This window comes from Asaia krungthepensis NRIC 0535 (genome assembly GCF_025995175.1).
Classification (GTDB): domain Bacteria; phylum Pseudomonadota; class Alphaproteobacteria; order Acetobacterales; family Acetobacteraceae; genus Asaia; species Asaia krungthepensis.
This window is the reverse complement of sequence record NZ_BAPV01000001.1, coordinates 141,725-159,632: the sequence shown is the minus strand read 5'-3', so window position 1 is coordinate 159,632 and position 17,908 is coordinate 141,725. Positions and strand designations below refer to the sequence as shown.

Annotated in this window: 17 protein-coding genes; 10 read left to right on the top strand and 7 right to left on the bottom strand. The window is 61.5% G+C overall.

The genetic code is table 11. The annotated features are described in order from the left end of the window. The first annotated feature begins 337 nt into the window (after window positions 1-337). Entirely contained in the window at window positions 338-967 is a 630-nt protein-coding gene (locus AA0535_RS00700) for a LysE family translocator (protein WP_264813951.1), read from the top strand. 59 nt (window positions 968-1,026) lie between these two features. On the opposite strand, the gene AA0535_RS00695 is transcribed toward AA0535_RS00700, so the two are convergent. Beyond that, window positions 1,027-1,239: a CsbD family protein gene (locus AA0535_RS00695; protein WP_264813950.1), complete on the bottom strand. Its 213-nt coding sequence runs from the start codon at window positions 1,237-1,239 to the stop codon at window positions 1,027-1,029. A gap of 187 nt (window positions 1,240-1,426) precedes the next feature. Here AA0535_RS00695 and AA0535_RS00690 point away from each other — a divergent pair, with 187 nt between their 5' ends. Both AA0535_RS00690 and ybaK read left to right on the top strand, forming a co-directional pair. Continuing rightward, window positions 1,427-2,326, top strand: a complete 900-nt coding sequence (locus tag AA0535_RS00690; RefSeq protein ID WP_264813949.1) for a DMT family transporter — start codon at window positions 1,427-1,429, stop codon at window positions 2,324-2,326. A gap of 109 nt (window positions 2,327-2,435) precedes the next feature. Continuing rightward, the gene (gene ybaK, locus AA0535_RS00685) at window positions 2,436-2,921 is read left to right on the top strand and encodes a Cys-tRNA(Pro) deacylase (RefSeq protein ID WP_264813948.1); all 486 of its coding nucleotides are present in this window, start codon (window positions 2,436-2,438) and stop codon (window positions 2,919-2,921) included. On the opposite strand, the gene AA0535_RS00680 is transcribed toward ybaK, so the two are convergent. Beyond that, complete coding sequence (locus AA0535_RS00680) at window positions 2,922-5,360, bottom strand: TonB-dependent receptor (protein ID WP_264813947.1); 2,439 nt, start codon at window positions 5,358-5,360, stop codon at window positions 2,922-2,924. A 342-nt stretch (window positions 5,361-5,702) separates the two neighbouring features. Here AA0535_RS00680 and AA0535_RS00675 point away from each other — a divergent pair, with 342 nt between their 5' ends. The 5 genes from AA0535_RS00675 (at window position 5,703) to AA0535_RS00655 (ending at window position 9,824) form a co-directional block, all read left to right on the top strand. Then, window positions 5,703-6,335, top strand: a complete 633-nt coding sequence (locus AA0535_RS00675) for a TVP38/TMEM64 family protein (RefSeq protein ID WP_264813946.1) — start codon at window positions 5,703-5,705, stop codon at window positions 6,333-6,335. Between the two features lie 230 nt (window positions 6,336-6,565). Continuing rightward, window positions 6,566-7,873 (top strand): multidrug effflux MFS transporter, encoded by a 1,308-nt coding sequence (locus tag AA0535_RS00670; RefSeq protein WP_373319243.1) that lies wholly within the window; start codon window positions 6,566-6,568, stop codon window positions 7,871-7,873. 30 nt (window positions 7,874-7,903) lie between these two features. Continuing rightward, window positions 7,904-8,272, top strand: a complete 369-nt coding sequence (locus tag AA0535_RS00665; RefSeq protein ID WP_264813945.1) for a response regulator — start codon at window positions 7,904-7,906, stop codon at window positions 8,270-8,272. A gap of 95 nt (window positions 8,273-8,367) precedes the next feature. Further along, window positions 8,368-8,919: an adenine phosphoribosyltransferase gene (locus AA0535_RS00660; RefSeq protein ID WP_127102991.1), complete on the top strand. Its 552-nt coding sequence runs from the start codon at window positions 8,368-8,370 to the stop codon at window positions 8,917-8,919. A gap of 71 nt (window positions 8,920-8,990) precedes the next feature. Then, on the top strand, window positions 8,991-9,824 hold the full coding sequence (locus tag AA0535_RS00655; RefSeq protein ID WP_264813944.1) for an NADPH-dependent oxidoreductase: 834 nt from the start codon (window positions 8,991-8,993) through the stop codon (window positions 9,822-9,824). Window positions 9,825-9,870: 46 nt separating this feature from the next. Here the strand turns inward: AA0535_RS00655 and AA0535_RS00650 are convergent, their stop codons facing one another. Continuing rightward, window positions 9,871-10,446 (bottom strand): TetR/AcrR family transcriptional regulator, encoded by a 576-nt coding sequence (locus AA0535_RS00650; protein ID WP_264813943.1) that lies wholly within the window; start codon window positions 10,444-10,446, stop codon window positions 9,871-9,873. Window positions 10,447-10,568: 122 nt separating this feature from the next. Here AA0535_RS00650 and AA0535_RS00645 point away from each other — a divergent pair, with 122 nt between their 5' ends. Continuing rightward, window positions 10,569-11,537, top strand: coding sequence for an SDR family NAD(P)-dependent oxidoreductase (locus AA0535_RS00645; protein WP_264813942.1), 969 nt, complete (start codon window positions 10,569-10,571; stop codon window positions 11,535-11,537). A gap of 88 nt (window positions 11,538-11,625) precedes the next feature. On the opposite strand, the gene AA0535_RS00640 is transcribed toward AA0535_RS00645, so the two are convergent. The 3 genes from AA0535_RS00640 to AA0535_RS00630 all read right to left on the bottom strand — a co-directional run bounded on the left by AA0535_RS00640 (window position 11,626) and on the right by AA0535_RS00630 (window position 14,830). Then, complete coding sequence (locus tag AA0535_RS00640; RefSeq protein WP_264813941.1) at window positions 11,626-12,675, bottom strand: phenylacetaldoxime dehydratase family protein; 1,050 nt, start codon at window positions 12,673-12,675, stop codon at window positions 11,626-11,628. 2 nt (window positions 12,676-12,677) lie between these two features. Then, window positions 12,678-13,706 carry a carbon-nitrogen hydrolase family protein gene (locus tag AA0535_RS00635; RefSeq protein ID WP_264813940.1) on the bottom strand — a complete coding sequence of 343 codons (1,029 nt, stop codon included), beginning with the start codon at window positions 13,704-13,706 and terminating at the stop codon, window positions 12,678-12,680. 137 nt (window positions 13,707-13,843) lie between these two features. After that, window positions 13,844-14,830 (bottom strand): AraC-like ligand-binding domain-containing protein, encoded by a 987-nt coding sequence (locus AA0535_RS00630; RefSeq protein ID WP_264813939.1) that lies wholly within the window; start codon window positions 14,828-14,830, stop codon window positions 13,844-13,846. 194 nt (window positions 14,831-15,024) lie between these two features. Here AA0535_RS00630 and AA0535_RS00625 point away from each other — a divergent pair, with 194 nt between their 5' ends. Next, complete coding sequence (locus tag AA0535_RS00625; RefSeq protein WP_264813938.1) at window positions 15,025-15,945, top strand: SphA family protein; 921 nt, start codon at window positions 15,025-15,027, stop codon at window positions 15,943-15,945. Between the two features lie 644 nt (window positions 15,946-16,589). Here AA0535_RS00625 and AA0535_RS00620 read toward each other — a convergent pair. Then, entirely contained in the window at window positions 16,590-17,903 is a 1,314-nt protein-coding gene (locus AA0535_RS00620) for a YncE family protein (protein WP_264813937.1), read from the bottom strand. Window positions 17,904-17,908 lie beyond the last annotated feature (5 nt).

Here is a 17,908-nt window from a genome sequence, read left to right as displayed (position 1 = left end):
TGTCAAACACTTCCTCAAAACACCCAAAACCCACACCACACATAGACCATTCCCGATTCCCAGACCCATCCCCGACACAACAAAACCAAATTAATCCGAAAAAAACGAAAATTTCCCCCTCACCAGCGCGCATGCGCGTCCTTGCGAGTGCACCGGAGGCCGCTGAGCTCATCTTTCCATGGCACAGTAGCATCTCCCCCTCGTCGTACCCGTCTCCTGCACAGACAGGGTCGGGCGGGTGCGCCTGCAGAGTTTCTGCTAGGCCCCCTCCCAGCCCCGCTTTAACGGCGGGACATTTTGAGGTCTTGCCGCGTGAACCTGACACGGTGCTTCCTCGATGCAAGCAACTTTCCCCCTCGAGACTTCCCTTGGCCTCTCCGGTGAGGCCATCGCCTCCTTTCTGGTCTTCGCGCTGACAAGCTCTGCAAGCGCCGGGCCGAATGATTTGCTAATCATGACCATTGCCGGACGCTCCGGGCTGAGGAGTACCCTGCCGAGCATCGCAGCTATTACCCTGGCGTTCGGCGCAATGCTCGTTGTCGGCGTAATCGGCGGTGGCATCATTCTTCTGCCCATGCCCATTCTTACCCGTGTTCTTGGGACATTGGGGGCCAACTGGATGCTCTATCTCGTCTGGTCAATTGCCTGTCAGCGCCCCGATGCAGCATCTGAAGCTGCCTTGCTTCATTGGAGCCGGGCGCTCCTGCTCTGCTGGTCCAACCCGAAAGCATGGATGTTGGCGCTGACGACCGACACAGCCTACCTTCCCCAAGGCCCGCATTGGTTACGGACGCTGGCGTTCGTGATCAGCATCAAGCTCGTTATTGGACTCGCGTCTCAACTCGGCTGGGCGGTACTCGGGCTCTCCCTGTATCGTCTCGATGCGATGTCGAGCCATACCGCTTTGATCAATCGCTTCATGGGGGGCCTGCTGACGATATCGGCCCTCACCCTTCTGATCGGCTGAGTGATCAGGCAAAAGAAATCCGCCTCGCGGGATAGTGCGAGGCGGATTTCATGAAAACCTCAAAGCTTGTTGAGGCCATCCTTGACGCTATCAATGCCGTTATTGACGGCAGTTTTGACATCGCCCTTTGTTTTCTCGGCCTTGCCTTCGAGATTCTGGGCGGCGCCTTCGGCCTCCAATCTCTCGTTATGGGTCAGCTTGCCTGTTTCTTCCTTGATCGAGCCGACCACCTGCTTGACGGTGCCGCTGACCTTGTCCGTGAATGAACTCATGACACTGTTCCTTTTTGCAAGGTTCTGCCGTCTGGCTTTACGCCGCTGACAGGACGGGTTTCTCAACGCATCATCCTGCTCAAAGTCGCATGAAATATGACGTTTTCGTCATGAGCTACTCTTTTTCTGGGAAGAACGATCCCATAAGGTAGGTTTCCCCTGTCTCCGGGATCAAGAAAGCGCATAAATGGCCCCCTTCCTGTTTTTCGCCGTTGTCATCCTCTGGGGGCTGACCTGGTTCGCCATTCATCTCCAGATTGGCGGAACGACTGCCGACGTGGCCATTTTCTGGCGCTTTGTTCTCTCGGCAACGCTTATCGGGGCCGGTCTGGCCCTGACCGGCAGGCTGCGTGTACCACCCAAAGCGGCATGGCACTGGATTGCGGGCATGGGTGCCTGCCTGTTCTCCTGCAACTTTCTCGGCATCTACAGTTCTGAACTCTATCTGCCGAGCGGGACAGTTTCAGTCATCTTCAGCATGGCCACCTTGTTCAACACGCTCAATCTCTGGCTATTCTTCCGCAAGACGCCGGATATGCGTGTGCTGGCCGGGGGGCTTCTGGGAGTATGTGGCGTGGCCCTTCTTCTGGCCGGCGATATGGCTCATGAAAACTGGCACCTGATGCTTGCGGGCATGGGCTTCGCTTTGCTGGGGACGTTCCTGTTTTCCTGCGGGAACATGCTCTCGCGCCATCTGGCCGCGTTCGATCTGAGTCTCACCAACACCATTTTCTGGGGCATGGTTTGCGGTGCCACTCTACTTGCCGTTGTCATCCCGCTCTCAGGTCATAGCTATCACTTCCCGCTTACGACGCGCTGGCTGGGCGGGTTGCTTTACCTTGCCTTGTTCGGCTCGGTCGCCGGGTTTCTGTTCTATCTCGAACTGGTGCGGCGCATCGGAGCGGATCGCGCCGCCTATGCGACCATTCTCTCACCGGTCATTGCCCTGGGCATGTCGGCATTCCTCGAAAAGGTGACCTGGTCTGCGCCGATGCTGGCGGGGCTGGTGCTGATCCTGCTGGGTAATGTGCTGGCATTCCTGCGCCGCAGGCCGCTGCCTCAACCCGTGGAAGTCGAACAGGGGTAAGGCACTATTGCCGGGGAACGGTACGGGGACGCGACTGCGGGACGATTTGACAGACAGGTAGCGCGGTTTTCTGATGAGGCATAATCACACGTTTCATGGAACCCCCGCGATGAAGCCCGTCTCTGGCCAGACCCCTGCCCTCGTCCTGTTGGAGAAAGAGGGCATAGCCTACACCCTGCATGCTCACGATTATGACCCTGAGGCGAGCCGCAAGGGACTACAGGCGGCTGAGTCGCTCGGCGTCTCGCCTGAACGTGTCTTCAAGACGCTGATGGTCTGGGTAGACAAGGACAAACCTGCCTGCGCGATCATCCGGTCGGATCACAAGCTGCATCTCAAGGCGGTCGCCGCTGCCCTGAGGGGGAAATCTGCTGCCATGATGGCTCCGCCCGATGCCGAACGCCTGACCGCCTATAAGACAGGCGGCATCAGCCCGTTCGGACAAAAAAAACGCGTGCCGATCCTTCTGGACCGACACGCGCTCGAACAGGAAACGATCTTCGTGAATGCAGGCCGCAGAGGCCTGCAATGCGAGATCACCCCCGAACCGACCGCCAGCCATTTCGGCTGGACGGTGGCACCTCTTGCAGAATGATCAGAACCCTGTGGAGAGGGTGACCATCGCCGAGAAGGGCGGGTTGAGATAGTAGGAAGGCTGACCGCCGGAAGCGATCATGGTGCCATACACACCGCGTGTCGCATTGGCATTGGTGGTGAAGCCATACACGCCGTTGCGGAACTTGGCCCCCGTCAGGTTGGTCATGTTCAGCTGGATCTGCGGCGACTTCATGAAGCCGGCATTCTTGAAGCGATAGCCGATACCCACCTGGTTCGTGACATATTGCGGAACCGAGCTGTCATTCATGAAGCTGGCATATTGCTTGCCGACATAGATGACCTGACCCGAGAACCAGAAGCTGCCATCGTCGTAATCGAGACCGAACTTGGCCTGCTTGGACGGCGAACGAATGGCGATCTTGCCAGCGGTCGGCAGCAGATCCGCACCGACGCGGATATTGTTGTCGATGGTCGAACGCAGATATTCGAACGTCACGTAAGGACGGAAATGGTGCCAGGAGCGGGTGCCGAGCTGAACGTCAACGCCACGCGTGGTCTGACCACCGGCATTGACGGTCTGGCTGTAGCTCGCGCCGGATGCACCATCATAATAATTGAGGGTCTGCTGACGGTTGGTCAGGTTGTAGTTGAAGAACGAGACCGATCCGACGATCAGATCGCCGTTGTAGCGATACCCCAGCTCCTCCTCGATCGTATACTCGGGCTTGGACGATCCGCCGCGCTGCGTACGGGCGCCTGCCGTGTTATAGTAATCGACCAGAGAGGTGTTGGACGGCGCCTTGAAGTTGGTGCTGCCCGAGACATAAATCTGATGCTGCTTGTTGAAGTTCCAGGCGATACCGATCTGCGGCAGCGGCTCGGGCGTGTGCAGGTTGCGGTTATACTGCGTGCCCGGCGTGTAGTTGTACATCCGGCGCGTGACCATGGCTTCCTTGAAGCCGATCTGGATGTTCAGGCGGTCATTGAAATACTTCATCGTGTCGCCGATGAAGATCATGTTGACCTGCGTGAGCGACAGGAAGTCACGAGCGCGGAAAGGCTGACCCGTGGTCGTCTTGATGACGTCTGTGGTGCCCCAGATATTGTTGGCTTCACCCGTCGACTGATTCACGATGCCATAAGGCGAGTACTGGTACAGATTGGCGTACTCGTACCACCAGCCCAGCGAGATATCGTGGTGATGATCGGGCTTGTAGTGCAGCGAGATCGTGTTGCCGGTACGAAACTGTTCCTGGTTTGACGGCGCAAGGGCCAGCACGCTCTTGGCGCCACCGAGGTCGAGCTTGACCGCCTGATTGCCCATATAGGACGAGGCATTGATGACTGACGCGCCGGTGCCGTTGCCGATACCGTGCCAGAAATACAGCGAATCCTCGAGCGTCAGCTTGGGCGTGATGACGATATGGGTCGGCAGCGACGCAACGACGTTCTCGAACGGGTTGACGTGCAGCTTGTAATAATTGGCGCCAGCCGAGGTCGGCCCCGCATAATCCGTCGCATAATTCGTCGAGTAGCCCGTGGTGCGCCACTGGCTGAGATTGGGGGCCAGATAGAAGTCGTTCGTCTGGTCGTTATAGGCCACCGTCAGACCGGTATGGCTCCCGTTGCGGAAGTCCTTCACCATCTTGAAGTCGTAATGGTATTTTTCGGCCTGACCGGGACCGCGCCAGGTATTGCCCTTGGTGTGGCTGAAAGCGAACATGGCGCGAACGCCGCTATTGCCGATATCGCCCGAGTTCAGGCGGATGAACTGGCGGAACGTATCGAACGATCCGAAGGACACGTCCATCACCCCACCGAAATGATGGGTCGGGTTGCTCATGGTCATCGAGGTCATGCCTGCCGAGGCGCTGATGACCGGGGTGTCGATATTGACCGATCCGGGTTGCAGGGACACGCTTTCGAGATTCTCGGATTCGAGCACCTCGTTCGCATAAAACTGGCCGCCACCGATATCGTTCAGCGGCGCGCCATCGAGCAGCCAGCCCACTTCGGTCGTGTCGAAGCCACGCACGTTCACCTGACCCGTGTAAAGACCGAAAGGATCGGCCTGCGCCACGTTGGTGCTGGGCAGCATGGCGATGACCTGCTGCAGGTTCACACTCGGAGCGAGCTTGGCGATGAAGTCATGCGTGATGGTCTGAACGGCCTTGGGGGCCGTTTCGACGCGCAGCAGACCGGCGCCGGGCTGGCGTGTCCGGCTGCTGCGGCCTGTCACGGCAATTTCCTCGGGCTGCGTGCGTGCCATGACTGCCGCCGGAGCCGGGCGCGCAACCGGAGCGACCGGCGCTGCGACCGGGGTCGCTGCCGCAGCGGGAGCCGTGCTTGCCGTCCGGTGGGTGGACGCATGGTGCTTGTGACGGGTCGGCGCGGCGGTCGAGACCTGAACGCTTCCTGCCAGGGCGGTGCCTGCAAGAAGCGTCATAAGACAGCGATGCGTGAAACTGGACGACATAGAGTAGCGGTTCCCTCGGCACTAGACGATCAGAGTGTCGCTGCCCGACGTCGTCAATATCGTTACGACATCAAACAGAAACTCACTCTCCGGCTACCAGTTACGTTCACCAACAGCAACGAAACCTGCGTGACAATTGCGCTCGGGTGACAGAATCGTCACCCACTGTTACCCATCTGCATCATAGGCTCCTTCCTCTGGCGTTAAAGGGCTGCTAATCGCTCGTGACACACCGTATGGAGCCACGTTCTGACCGTTTCCTCCCCATCGCGCCGGTCGCAGCTCAAGGCGCTCTCCAAACCTGTTCTGACCCTGCTTCTGGTCACGGCGCTTCTGCTTGCCGTGAGGGAGTTTTCGCTGACCCGTGCCCTGCTTGGCTATATCGAAGGGTGGAAACATCGACCGCTTGCGCCACTGGTTTTCCTCGCCATCGGTATTCCCTACAGCCTGTTCGGCCTGCCCCGTCAGGCGCTCTGCGTGGTGGCGGGTCTCGTCTTCGGGGCGCTGGCAGGCTTTTGTCTGGCGAGCGCTGCGAGCCTTGCAGGTGCCCTTCTCGGTTTCCTCTGGACACGACGCATGGCTTCTCCCGCGCAGCGTGCGCTCTGGCAGGCCCGCTTCAGGGGGCGACTGACGCTCATAGGCCATGTCCTTGAGAAGACGCCATTCCAGGCGGTGCTCACCCTCAGATTGATGCCCGTCGGGTCAGCCATCATGGTGACGGTAGCCGCCGGACTTTACGGCGTGCCGCTGGCGGCGTTTGGCTGGGCCACATTTCTGGGCGCCATTCCGCAAAACCTCGTTTTCGTCCTTGTCGGTGCAGGGGCCCAGCTCGGTCAGGGTGTCCAGATCGGTCTCGGGTTCCTGCTTTTCATCGGATCGTCGATTCTGGCGTGGCTGCTCATGAGGCGGGCAAGGCGTGAGGGCGGCGCGCTTGCTGCCTTGTCAGAAGACCTTCCGGAAGACAACGCAAAGTGAAACGCCTGTAGCCCCTCAAGCATCATTTGGGCCGCTCTTCAGCGAAAAAAGTCCCGGACAAGATTGAAAAAAGTCATTGAAAAACCTGAGCGCTGCGATATCTGACAGGTCATTGCCAGAGACTGGTCCAAAAACCGCCTTCTTTATGATGCGCTTGAAGAGCGCGGCACCTGTCTGACACAGGGCATAAGCCTACCATCTTGCAGTCCATCATCCAGCAGGAGCGCCTCATGGCCTCTCCCGACGGGATTTCTCTTTCTGATAACTCTGCCACCGGATTGCGGGGCGACCCTGCCCGGGCCGCTCCCGTCGTCATGCCTGGCTGGCTTCCCCTGCTTCTGGGGTTCCTGACGGCGGTAGGTCCGGTTTCGACCGATATCTATCTTCCTGCCTTCCCGGCGCTCGAAAAGTCGCTCCACTCCCCTGCAGGCAGTGCCGGAATGACGCTTTCGGCCTGGATGGTCGGTCTGGCGATCGGGCAGATCAGCATGGGGCCTCTGGCCGACCGCTTCGGGCGACGCATTCCCATGCTGCTTGGCATGATCGTCTACACGCTGGGCAGCGTAGGCTGCGCCATGGCCACGACCATGGGCTGGATGTGCGTCTTCCGGCTCGTGGCCGCCATCGCGGCTTCGGCAAGCATCGTGATTCCGAGTGCCTGCGTACGCGATCTCTCGACGGGGAACGAAGCTGCCAAGCTCATGTCCAAGCTGATCCTCATTCAGGGGATCGTGCCCATTCTTGCTCCGATGCTGGGCGGGATTGCGCTCGACTATATCAGCTGGCGGGCCATATTCTGGGTGTCGGCCGTCTATGGCGGGGTGTGCGTGCTGTTCCTGCTGCGTGCCTTTCCCGAAACGCTGCCTGTCGAGAGCCGTCGCGAGTTGCGGCCGCTCTCGCTTCTGCACCGCTATCTCTTCATCGCGCGTGAGCGCTGCTTCATTACCAATGCTCTGGTCTGGGGTTTCTGCGGCTTCCTGTCCTTCACCTATCTCACGGCCGCTCCCACCGTGTTCGAGCATATCTTCGGCTTCACCCCCGCCCATTACGGCATGCTGTTCGGCCTGTTCGCGGTGTGCATGATCGGTTCGTCACAGATCAACGGCGCCCTGGTCGGGCGGGTCAGTTCGTCGGCCATGCTCGGCTGGGCGCTTGTCATAGCGATCCTCGGCGCCATCGCGCTTCTGGTGGTCGTGATGCTGGCAGAGCAGTATCTGGGCCCGAACCATCACATCCGCCCGATCATGCTGATCCCGATTGTGGGCTGCATGATGCTTACCCTGGGCATGACCGGTATCATCGGCCCCAATTCAATGGTGGGGGCTTTGAGCAACCAGTCTCAATTTGCCGGGAGCGCGTCGGCATTTGCAGGAACCATGCAATACGCGCTGGGTTCACTGGCCAGCACGGCTATCGGGCTCCTCCCTGCGGATACCCCCATGCCTATGGCCGCGCTGATGCTGTTTGCGGCTCTGATGATGGGCGTATTTGCCATTTTGCGTCCTCACGGCCACAAATCCGTATCGGCTGCCGAATAATCGGCAACGCCCGTGGTGGAGAGTTGAGAGATGCCCGATTCGCCTGTCCTTCTTGTGGAGGATGACGATTCCATTGCCCTTATCGTTGAAACGATTCTCTCCACCCTCGACCGGGGCGTGTCGCGCGCAGCCTCGGCCAGCGAGGCGCTCGCTCTGGCCGCAAACACCATGCCCGGTCTTCTGATCACCGATCTGAACCTGCCCGGCAGCTCTGGAGCCGAACTGGCGCTGCGCTTGAGGGACACGAGCCCTGCTTTGCCCGTGATCCTGATTTCGGGTGATTTCGACGATTCCTCGTCGCGTGACGATCTGGTGCCGGGTGCCGTGATCCTGCCCAAGCCATTCCGACGCGCCGCCCTGCTCGAGGCGATCACGGCGGCAGAGGCGCCCAAGGGCTGAGCCTTGGGGCGGCCCGACATTTACTTTTGCGACCCGAAGCGGCTAGATGCCGCGCCTTTTGATGCTCCAGTAAACCAGGGAAGAGAAGCAGGACCATGGCCCAGAACGTGACGCACGGCGACCAGCCGGAACTCGATCTCAAGAAGTATATTCGCGAGATCCCGGATTTCCCCAAGCCGGGCATCCTGTTCTACGACATCTCGACCCTGATCCGTAATGCCGATGCCTGGCAGATCGCAACTGCCCGCCTCGCACGCGCCATCGCCCCGTGGCAGCCCGATCTGCTGGCAGGAATCGAGAGCCGTGGCTTCCTGACCGCCGCTCCGGTCGCCATGCGCCTGGGTTGCGGCTTCATCATGCTGCGCAAGCCTGGTAAGCTCCCGGGCAAGACCATCGCGCTCAAATACGGACTGGAATACGGTCAGGACGAACTGCACATCCAGGAAGACGCCGTAAAGCCAGGCCAGCGCGTGGTGGTGCTCGATGATCTCCTGGCCACAGGTGGCACGCTCTCCGCCTCGATCAGGCTGCTACAGAATGTTGGCGCCGAAGTGGTTGGCACCTCGGTTCTGGTCGAGCTGGATGGTCTGGGCGGCCGCGACAAGCTGGACGTACCGCTGCATTCACTCCTAACCTACCCCGCCTGAAGGCCCGTCGGGCAGGTGCGCCACGGGCTGCGTCCTGCTCCTTCAAGGACGGGCCCCAAGTGGAGCCCGTCATGACCGATCGCCTCACCACCCTCTGGCAGCAACGGTATCGTACCGCCCCTCCCCCGGAGCTGGCAGAGACACCCGCTGCACAGACCGATATCTTCGACTCATTGCTGACCCATCGCAGTGTGCGCGCCTATCTGCCCGACACCCTGCCCGAGGGCACCATCGAAGCTGCCGTCGCTGCCGCACAATCTGCCCCAAGCTCGAGCAACCTCCAGGCCTGGAGCGTCGTCGCGCTACGCGATCCCGGGCGGCGGGCCCGCTTCTCTGAGCTTTGTGGCAACCAGGCCCACATCGCCCAGGCCCCGGTTTTCCTCGTGTGGCTGGCCGATCTCTCCCGCCTCGAGCGGGTTGCCAGCGCGAGCGGCCAGGGCCACGAGGCGCTCGACTATACCGAGCTGACGCTTCTGGCCGCCATCGACACGGCTCTTGCTGCCCAGAATGCTGTCGCCACGCTCGAGGCTGCGGGACTGGGAACCGTCTATATCGGCGGTTTGCGCAACCATCCCGAAGAAGTCGCTCGCGAACTCGGCCTTCCCGCACGCTGCATCGGAGTCTTCGGGCTTTGCGTCGGCTATCCCGACCCGTCTCGTCCGGCCAGCGTCAAGCCACGCCTGCCACAGCCGGTCGTGCTCCATCACGAGCATTATGGCGTCGCGGATGAGGCATCCTTGATCGCACTGCATGACGCGCGCGACGGTGATTTCCAGAAGGAGCAGGGCCTGCCGCCGAGGCTATGGTCCGAAACCATGGCAGCACGAATCGCGACACGGGCAGCCCTGCATGGGCGTGATACGATACTGTCTTCCCTGCGCGCGCTCGGCTTCCCCATGAAATAAGCGCCTACTGCGCCCGGCCCGCCAGGCAGGCAGGCAGGCAGCCCTCCTAGGGCGTTACTCCAGGACGGGCGCCAGCGAGAACGATATCGATGAACTGGACGGCCTGTTGCGGCCTGTCTCCGGCAATCGTGCAGACCCCGTAGACCGCGCGCAGCATGTCCATAGGATCGATATCGTCTCGCAGAGCGCCTGCCGTGACACAGGCCGATGTCAGGCGCTGCATGGCGTCGATAATCGGTGCGCCAGAGCGCTCATGCAAAGAGGCCGCGCCGCCGGTCACGGTTTCAAGCACCGGAGTCATCATCTTCTTGGTCGCGGCATAAGCCACAAAGAGCTGCATCCACTGGCGCAGCGCTTCGAGCGGTTTGTGGCGGGCGGCCAAAACCGGAGCCGACGCCACGAGTTGATCGCGTTCATCGGCATAAACCGCCTCGATCAGGGCGGAACGATCGGCGAAATGACGATAGAGCGTCCCAACCCCGACCCCGGCACGCGACGCAATGGCATCCATGCGGATATCGCTTTCCCCCGCCATGAAGGCACTGCGCGCTGCAGCCAGAAGCGCCAGGCGGCTGCGCTGCCCATCGGAGCGCGGACGGCGCGCCTTGGGGGTGTCGGTCATCGGAGAGAACCCTCTTGTTAAACGGAATATGATTCCGTATATGAAAAGCGGAGTATGCTTCCGTTTAGCTTGTGTCCTGTCGGCCGGCAAGATGCAGGCGCCTTCTGCCCATGAGGCCGTTCATGTCCATTTCTCTCAACGCACAGACGACGACCGATGACGTGCTCAGCGGGGTGTCGCTCACCGGCAAGCGCTATCTTGTCACTGGCGTTTCAGCAGGGCTCGGCGTCGAAACCGCCCGGGCGCTGGTCGCCCATGGGGCACAGGTTGTCGGCACGGCGCGTGATCTCGCCAAGGCCCGACAGGCCACACACATGATCGACCCCGCCCTGTTCAGTGTCACACCCCTCGATCTCGCAGATCTGGCGAGCGTGCGTGACTGTGCCGATCGTCTTCTGGCCACCGATCTTCCCTTCGATGCGCTGATCGCAAATGCGGGGGTGATGGCAACACCGCTGGGATATACGAAAGACGGGTTCGAGACGCAGTTCGGGACCAATCATCTCGGGCATTTCGTCCTCGTGAACCGGCTCATGCCCCTCGTGAAGCCAGGCGGGCGCGTCATCATGCTGTCCTCTGCCGGGCATCGCTATGACGATGTCGATCTGGACGACCCGAATTTCGAGCGCACCGAATACACACCGTTCGGCGCTTATGGCCGTTCCAAGACGGCCAATATCCTGTTTGCCGTCGCGCTCGATGCGCGACACAAGCTCCGTGATATCCGGGCCATGGCCGTGCATCCCGGCGGGATCGCCACGGAACTCGTACGCCACATGCCCGAGGGCGCAATCGAGGCCATGGTCGAAGGGATCAACCGGCAGGAGGCCGAGGCCGGGCGACCGCCCTTCGTTTTCAAATCCATCCCGCAAGGCGCGGCAAGCGCAGTCTGGGCGGCAACCATAGCCGATCCGCAGGCCATTGGCGGGCGCTACGGCGAGAATTGCAGCGTGAGCGCCATTGTCCCCGATGACGAGCCCCTCGGCATCACCATCCCCGGCGTGCGCGCCTATGCCGTCGATCCGGCACGGGCCGAGGGACTCTGGAAGTTGAGCGAATCGATGGTGGGCGAAACTTTTCCGACCCGCTGAGAGGGAGCGGGCAGTGGCACACTGCCCCCCTCGCCCAGATTCTGATCGCGCTGCTTCGGACTCATGGGCCTGTCCTTGGCAGGGCACCCTATGCCAATCCGTTGAGCATACCGGTACGGTCATGACAGCCGAGATACTCGTAGATCTGTGCGTCGGATTGCAGGACGGCCACCTCATGGAACAGGCGCAGGCTCAGGATGCCTCTGAGCGCCTGAACCACTTCGAGGAAATCGCCGAAAATCGCCTTATGGGTCGGGTGATGCTCGGCCCAATGCTCCAGAGAGGCCAGATCGCGCCAGACACTCATGCCGAAACTGCGGCAGGGTTTGCCTCCCCGCGTTTCATCCACCTGCATGTAGCGATTGAAATAGCAGCCGATCTCCACCCCCTTATCGCGCAGGAACATCATGCCTGCGCGCAGCGTTGGTTCGATCCGGTCCCGATAGAGCGCCAGTTCCTGCCCGATCACATCCGACCAGTCCTGACCGGACCGGATCAGGGCCAGGCCCTCATGCCCGATCACCAGCCGTGCACCCGGCGCGATCGGCACGATCTCCCGCCCTCCGGAGGCTGCGAACGCCTCCTTCTGGCTGGCGGGCAAACGGTCGCGCATCCCGCCCCAATAACCATGTTCCTGAATGGGCTCAGCGCTGCGCCCGCCCAGCATCACTCCGATGCCCTCCAGCCGGTCCGACGCGCTGAACAGCGTTTCCAGATGGGTACTGCGCGGCAGGAAAACCTCCCGATACAGCCCAAGCCCACCGAGCGCACAGGCCTGCCCTTGCCACCATTCCTGCTGCACACGCCACCATCCGGCATGGGCCTGAGGGTCCGGCCAATAGCCGATCAGCACGGCATTGGCATATCCCGCCCCATCCTCGAAAATCGCCCGCTCCACATTGACGGCAGATCCGGCCAGCCGCTGTGCCAGCGTGTCGAGCAGACGATCTGCGGCCTCCCTGAGCGCCGGATCGCGCCATTGCACGCCGAAATACCCCATGACGCTCTGGTCCTGCTCCGTCTTGTCCCTCGCCGTCCAGGCCGGGAAAGGCGGCAGGAAATCATCGCTTATGCGGCGCGGATTGAGGTCAGGATCATGCCGGGGGCAACGAAGATGGGGGGCAATGGCGCTTTCCATCCTCAATCCTCCAGGCCGGGTGGAACGCAGAAGGAGCCTGCCTCGACCGGGTCGGGGTCACGGGGGCGCATGTAGTCGACACGGCGCGCCCGTACCGGATTGAAGAGGAGGCGCGTCACATCAGGGCGCGAATAATGCCCGATCGGGTCCGCAGAAGCCTTGGCAATCGGGATCGCGGCCAGATCGATCTCGGCGATCAGAAGACCTTCTTCATCTGGCGCAAGGGGCGCGACAAGATCGCGCCCATCCGGGCCAATGACGCGGGCAGCGCCCCCGCCTGCCTTGAGCAGACCCCGCTTCTCAGGCGTCGTGCATAATGTCTCGATCATGGCTTCGGAGACCACGGCGCACGGGGCCAGCACGAAACAGCCGCCCTCCACGGCATAGATGCGTGAGGCAGCAATATTCACCTCGGCACTCAGCGCATGGGCGAAGGGCTCATAGAGCGAGAAGCTTGGCCAGGCACCCACATGCACCTGCTCGTTCTGGGCGTACATCGCGTATTTCGTGAGGGGCTGGATATGCTCCCAGCAACAGAGCGCCCCTACGCGCCCCAGACTCGGCACGGCATGGACCGCCAAATCGCTGCCATCGCCCTCGCCATAGACCGTGCGCTCCACATGGGTCACGCGCAGCTTGCGTCGGGTGGCAATCGTCTCCCCATCGGGGCCGATGATCCATTGGGCGATATAGAGCGACCCATCCTGACGCTCGGACAGACCCAGCACGGCGGTGATTCCTGCCCGCTTGACCGCGCCCCTCAGGCGATCGGCCTCCGGGCTGTCATAGGCCAGCGAGTTGTCGAAATACCGCCCGGTGAAACCGCTCCCGATGGACCAGGCGGGACTGTCCAGCCAGATATGCCACGGATAGCCGGGGATGAATGTCTCGGGGAAGGCGATCAGCGCCGCCCCCTTCGCTGCGGCTTCATCGATCAGGGCGATCGTCTTGTCGATGGTGGCGTCGAGGTCAAGGTAGACAGGGGCTGCCTGTACGACAGCGACCTTGTATCGAGGGTGCTTGAGGCTCACTGTTCCGCTCCGTCACTAGATCTCCAGCCGGACAGGAGAGCCCGGCACAGGATCGATCCTAGAGCGCAACGATCACCTGTCTTGTCCGCTACGGAAGCAAAACATGCCTCATGATATCCGGCATGCAAGGCAGGCGTTCAGCCATCCGAAAGCCCCTTGGTCTCTCGGGTTTCACGGCTGGCCAGACGGAAGGCGCGTGGCGCGCAGCCATGGGCCGCAGCGAAGACACGGCTGAAATGCGCCTGGCTGACGAAGCCGCTCATCGCTGCGATCTCGCCGATCTGGTAGCGATCACGACAAGGATCGGCGAGCGCCTCACGCGCCCACTCAAGACGACGCTTCATGATGTATTCCGAGACGCCCATGCCCTGATCGGCAAACAGGTCATCGAGATAGCGCGTCGAGATACGAAACTGCTCGGCCAGCGCCTTGCGCCCCAGAGAAGGATCACGCAGCTTCGTCTCTATCGCGTTGCGTATCTGGAGCCCCATGGTCAGGCGATGCGACGTCGGCGCGCCTGAACGATATCCAGAGGCGATCAGCATCGAGGCCACGAGTTCAGCCGCCTGCGCGGTCAGGCGCGGGACGAGCAGATCCGGCAGGGATCGGCTGATCCCGGTCAACCCGTGAAAAAAGGACGCAGCCAGACCGCAAAGCGGATTGGCCCCGTCCATCACTGTGGCGGTCAGGCCCGGCGCATGGCCGAACCGGGCGTCCAGCGCCTCAGTCGGCATCATCAGGATGATCTGCTCGAAATCCTCATTGAAGCGCAACGTGTAGGGCCTGTCGGTATGATAGAGGGCGAAACTGCCGGGCGTCACGATGGCTTCCCGTCCATCCTGGATAACCTGCCCCCTGCCGGTCACGCCGAGGCTGACGAGATAATGGCTCTCCCCGGCCGCGCTGATCAGACGACGCGTTCGGGCAACCGATTGCGCGCCGGAACAGACAGTCGTGAGGCTGAACGCCTCCATTTCAAGGCGCCTTACCGCCCCGTGGAACCCTGCCCCCTGAGCGCGGCATTCCAGCGGGACGAAAGACCGGCAGACGACATCCTGCCAGAATTCCAGACCCGCCCGTGGCGACAGACCCAGCGTATCATAGCTTTGCATGACGAGCGGCATGCTCCCTGCCCTCCCTTCGTGCCCCCATCTGGCCTGAAACCGCCCATATCACGCCCCAATACGTTGCGGTATCGTTATTGTTCCGCCCAGGGACAAAGCGCGAGCCCGCAGCAAGAAAATCCTCTCTCCCGGACAAGAACCACCTGCCTCGCTCATGATGATTTTTTCCCCACGGCATCACCATGGGGGATCAGATGAAAACGCAGTTCACAGGGCATCTCACGCGCTCGGTCTGTCTGATGGCGGTCATCGGCGCGCTGACACCCGCCAGCCGGGCAACTGAGGGCGGGCAGACCAACTGGGCCTCGGGTGTTCAGACCATCTATCCTGCGCTCACCCCTCCGCCAGGCCAGACCTACTGGCAGGACTATTTTGTGGTGAACCCGAATGGGGCCTATTCAAGCACCAGCAGGAAATCGTCGGTTCCCGGTTTCAGGGCCACGGCCATCGCCAATGCAGCCCGCCTGTTCCATAGCTGGCACGGAGAGTTTCTGGGCGCGACGCTCTCGAGCAGCGCCATTCTGGCCATCAACAGCCTGACCCTGCGTGCAGGCGGTCAGGGGAGTACGGCGTTTGGACCGAACTGGCTCTACCTGGCACCGCTCTACCTGTCCTGGCATACGCCCAAACTGCACGTCTATCTGGGTGAGGGCGCCTTTATGCCGATCGGCTCCTTCAGCAGGACGGATCTAGTGAATGAATCCACGCATGTTTTCGGGTTCAATCAGGAAGCCGCACTGACCTGGATGCCGACCAAACGCTTCGATGTCTCGGCCGAAGGGGAATTGCAGATCAATGCCCGCAATGGCGCGACGGACTATAAATCGGGCAATGTCATCAATATCGATTTCGGCGCAAATTACATGCTGAGCCCGGCTCTGCCGCAATTGCGGCTGGGGCTGAACGGGTTCGTCACCTCGCAATTCACCAATGACGTCCAGAACGGTCATCGTGTGGGGGATGGCAATCGCCTGGCCAAATACGGTCTCGGTCCGCAACTGATCTGGTTTTTCAGACCGCCCTACGCGGTAGCCCTGAAATGGCAGCATGAGATGGGTGTTCAAAACAGCACGCGGGGCGACCGCTACTGGCTGCAATTTCAGATCCCGCTATGAGCCGGGGCAGAAACTGCCCCGAGCGCCAAGGAGGGGATGTCAGGAGAGCGCCTTGACCAGCCTCTCCCGCGTCAGCTGGTCGATGACCCGGGCACCGGTCAGAGTCATGGCCACATGGCTGCGGGCAGATCCGCCGGGTCACGGCCAAACGTATATCCCGCCCAGGCCCCCTCATCGATGCCGTGAGACAGAAACGGGGGATGCCTCCACCGCGCAGCCTCGTGATAATCCATCGGGGCGCGGCGATCAGCCTCGAGCTGGGGCTCCTAAGGAGAGCGGTGTTTGGCGAAAGCGTGTCTCACACGCATGATCCTGTGCCGCCATCGGATCCCGGATTTGCTGACGAAACGCCATGATAAGGTGATGAAGGGCGTGGCCCACCGGGGCCGGCCTATCGCGGACCCTGCCATGTGCCCGTATTCGCGGAATGCCTGGAGGACGGCCTGTGCGTTGCGATGATCTGCTCGTCTGACTCCCCGCCATTATGCAGGCGGAGAGTCAGGCCTTGGGCCTGTTCAAGCGAACTCTGACCTGTGAGGCTGGATGACGCGCCAGCTCCCGGGCGCTGACCGGGAGGGCAACGGCGTGCTCAAAGCAAGCCCCGCCCCGATGCCAAAGTTGGTACCGGAGCGGGATAAGCAGGATCAGCGCAGAATGCCGGTATGACCCACGCTGTAACGGCCCGGCTGCGGCCAGACAGTCAGGCCATGAGGCTCCGCACCGACAGGAATCTTCTTCACGTCGCCCGTCTCGGTATCGATGGCATAGGCAACATCGTCGAAGCGACCCGAGAGCCAGAGCAGCTTGCCGTCTGCGCTGACATTGCCCATGTCGGGGCTCCCGCCGCCGGGGATCGGCCAGGTCTTGACCACCTTGTCGGTCGCGAAGTCGATGACCGAGACACTACCGGGGCTGCGACGTGGGCCATGGATCTTGTGCGATCCGCGATTGGCCACATACATGAACTTGCCGTCGCGGCTGGGATATTCGCCATGGGTGCCCGGGCCGGTCGGGATGAAGCCCGTTTCCTTGAAACTGTCGCCATCGACCACGAACACGCCATCGGCATGCATGTCGGCAATGTAGAACTTATGCCCGTCAGGCGCTGTCAGGATATCCTGCGGCATACCGCCCTTGGAAAGCTTCAGATAGCCGATCAGACTGCGATTGACCGTGTCGATCTTCGCCAGATACCCCCCGAACTCGCAGGTGAAAATGGCGTAGCGCCCGTCGATGGAGAAATCGGCGTGGTTGATGCCCTTGCATTGCGGTGCCTCGACCGACCCGACAAGCGCCATCGTGTGCGGGTCACGGAAATCAAGGCGCTCGTGAGCCTCGGCCACGACGATGGCGTATTTGCCATCGGGGGTGAAATACATGTTGTAAGGATCATCGACCGTGATGGCCTGACCGGGCTTGCCGGTGCGCGGGTCGATGGGCGTCAGGCTGCCGTCATTGCTGCCCTCGGCATTATTGGTGACCCAGAGCGTGCGCAGATCCCAGCTCGGCACGACATGCTGCGGGCTGCGGCCGACCTTGAAGGTGTCGACGACCTTGAAGGTCGCCGGATCGATGACCGATACGCTGTTGCCACGCAGATTGGGCACATAGACCCGTGCCAGATCGTCCTTGATCGCGGGCGAAATCTTGCCCGCCACCGTCTCGCTATAGATGTCGTGCGGATCCAGCACGGGCGGCATTCCCGGTATGGTCTGGATCGGGGCATCGGCCACCGCAGGAGCTGCCGGCGCGCCCGGGGCAGCGGAAGGAGCCCCGGCTGCAGGAGCACTCGTGACGGGGGCTGCCGGGGCCGCGGAGCCTGCGGGTGCCGTCTCGTTCGGGGCGGCAGGGCTGGCCGGAACCGTTTTCGGTGCGGCCTCTTGCGCTCGTGTCGCAGGGGCTGCGCCGAGCGTCAGACCCAACAGCGAAACAACGAACGCATGACGTGAGAACTTCATAGATG

Coding starts and splice junctions, on each gene's coding strand:
- AA0535_RS00680 (WP_264813947.1), bottom strand. CDS start 5,360: ATGTCGTCCAGTTTCACGCATCGCTGTCTTATGACGCTTCTTGCAGGC.
- AA0535_RS00625 (WP_264813938.1), top strand. CDS start 15,025: ATGAAAACGCAGTTCACAGGGCATCTCACGCGCTCGGTCTGTCTGATG.
- AA0535_RS00645 (WP_264813942.1), top strand. CDS start 10,569: ATGTCCATTTCTCTCAACGCACAGACGACGACCGATGACGTGCTCAGC.
- AA0535_RS00640 (WP_264813941.1), bottom strand. CDS start 12,675: ATGGAAAGCGCCATTGCCCCCCATCTTCGTTGCCCCCGGCATGATCCT.
- AA0535_RS00655 (WP_264813944.1), top strand. CDS start 8,991: ATGACCGATCGCCTCACCACCCTCTGGCAGCAACGGTATCGTACCGCC.
- AA0535_RS00650 (WP_264813943.1), bottom strand. CDS start 10,446: ATGACCGACACCCCCAAGGCGCGCCGTCCGCGCTCCGATGGGCAGCGC.
- AA0535_RS00670 (WP_373319243.1), top strand. CDS start 6,566: ATGGCCTCTCCCGACGGGATTTCTCTTTCTGATAACTCTGCCACCGGA.
- AA0535_RS00690 (WP_264813949.1), top strand. CDS start 1,427: ATGGCCCCCTTCCTGTTTTTCGCCGTTGTCATCCTCTGGGGGCTGACC.
- AA0535_RS00665 (WP_264813945.1), top strand. CDS start 7,904: ATGCCCGATTCGCCTGTCCTTCTTGTGGAGGATGACGATTCCATTGCC.
- AA0535_RS00660 (WP_127102991.1), top strand. CDS start 8,368: ATGGCCCAGAACGTGACGCACGGCGACCAGCCGGAACTCGATCTCAAG.
- AA0535_RS00700 (WP_264813951.1), top strand. CDS start 338: ATGCAAGCAACTTTCCCCCTCGAGACTTCCCTTGGCCTCTCCGGTGAG.
- AA0535_RS00630 (WP_264813939.1), bottom strand. CDS start 14,830: ATGCCGCTCGTCATGCAAAGCTATGATACGCTGGGTCTGTCGCCACGG.
- AA0535_RS00620 (WP_264813937.1), bottom strand. CDS start 17,903: ATGAAGTTCTCACGTCATGCGTTCGTTGTTTCGCTGTTGGGTCTGACG.
- AA0535_RS00695 (WP_264813950.1), bottom strand. CDS start 1,239: ATGAGTTCATTCACGGACAAGGTCAGCGGCACCGTCAAGCAGGTGGTC.
- ybaK (WP_264813948.1), top strand. CDS start 2,436: ATGAAGCCCGTCTCTGGCCAGACCCCTGCCCTCGTCCTGTTGGAGAAA.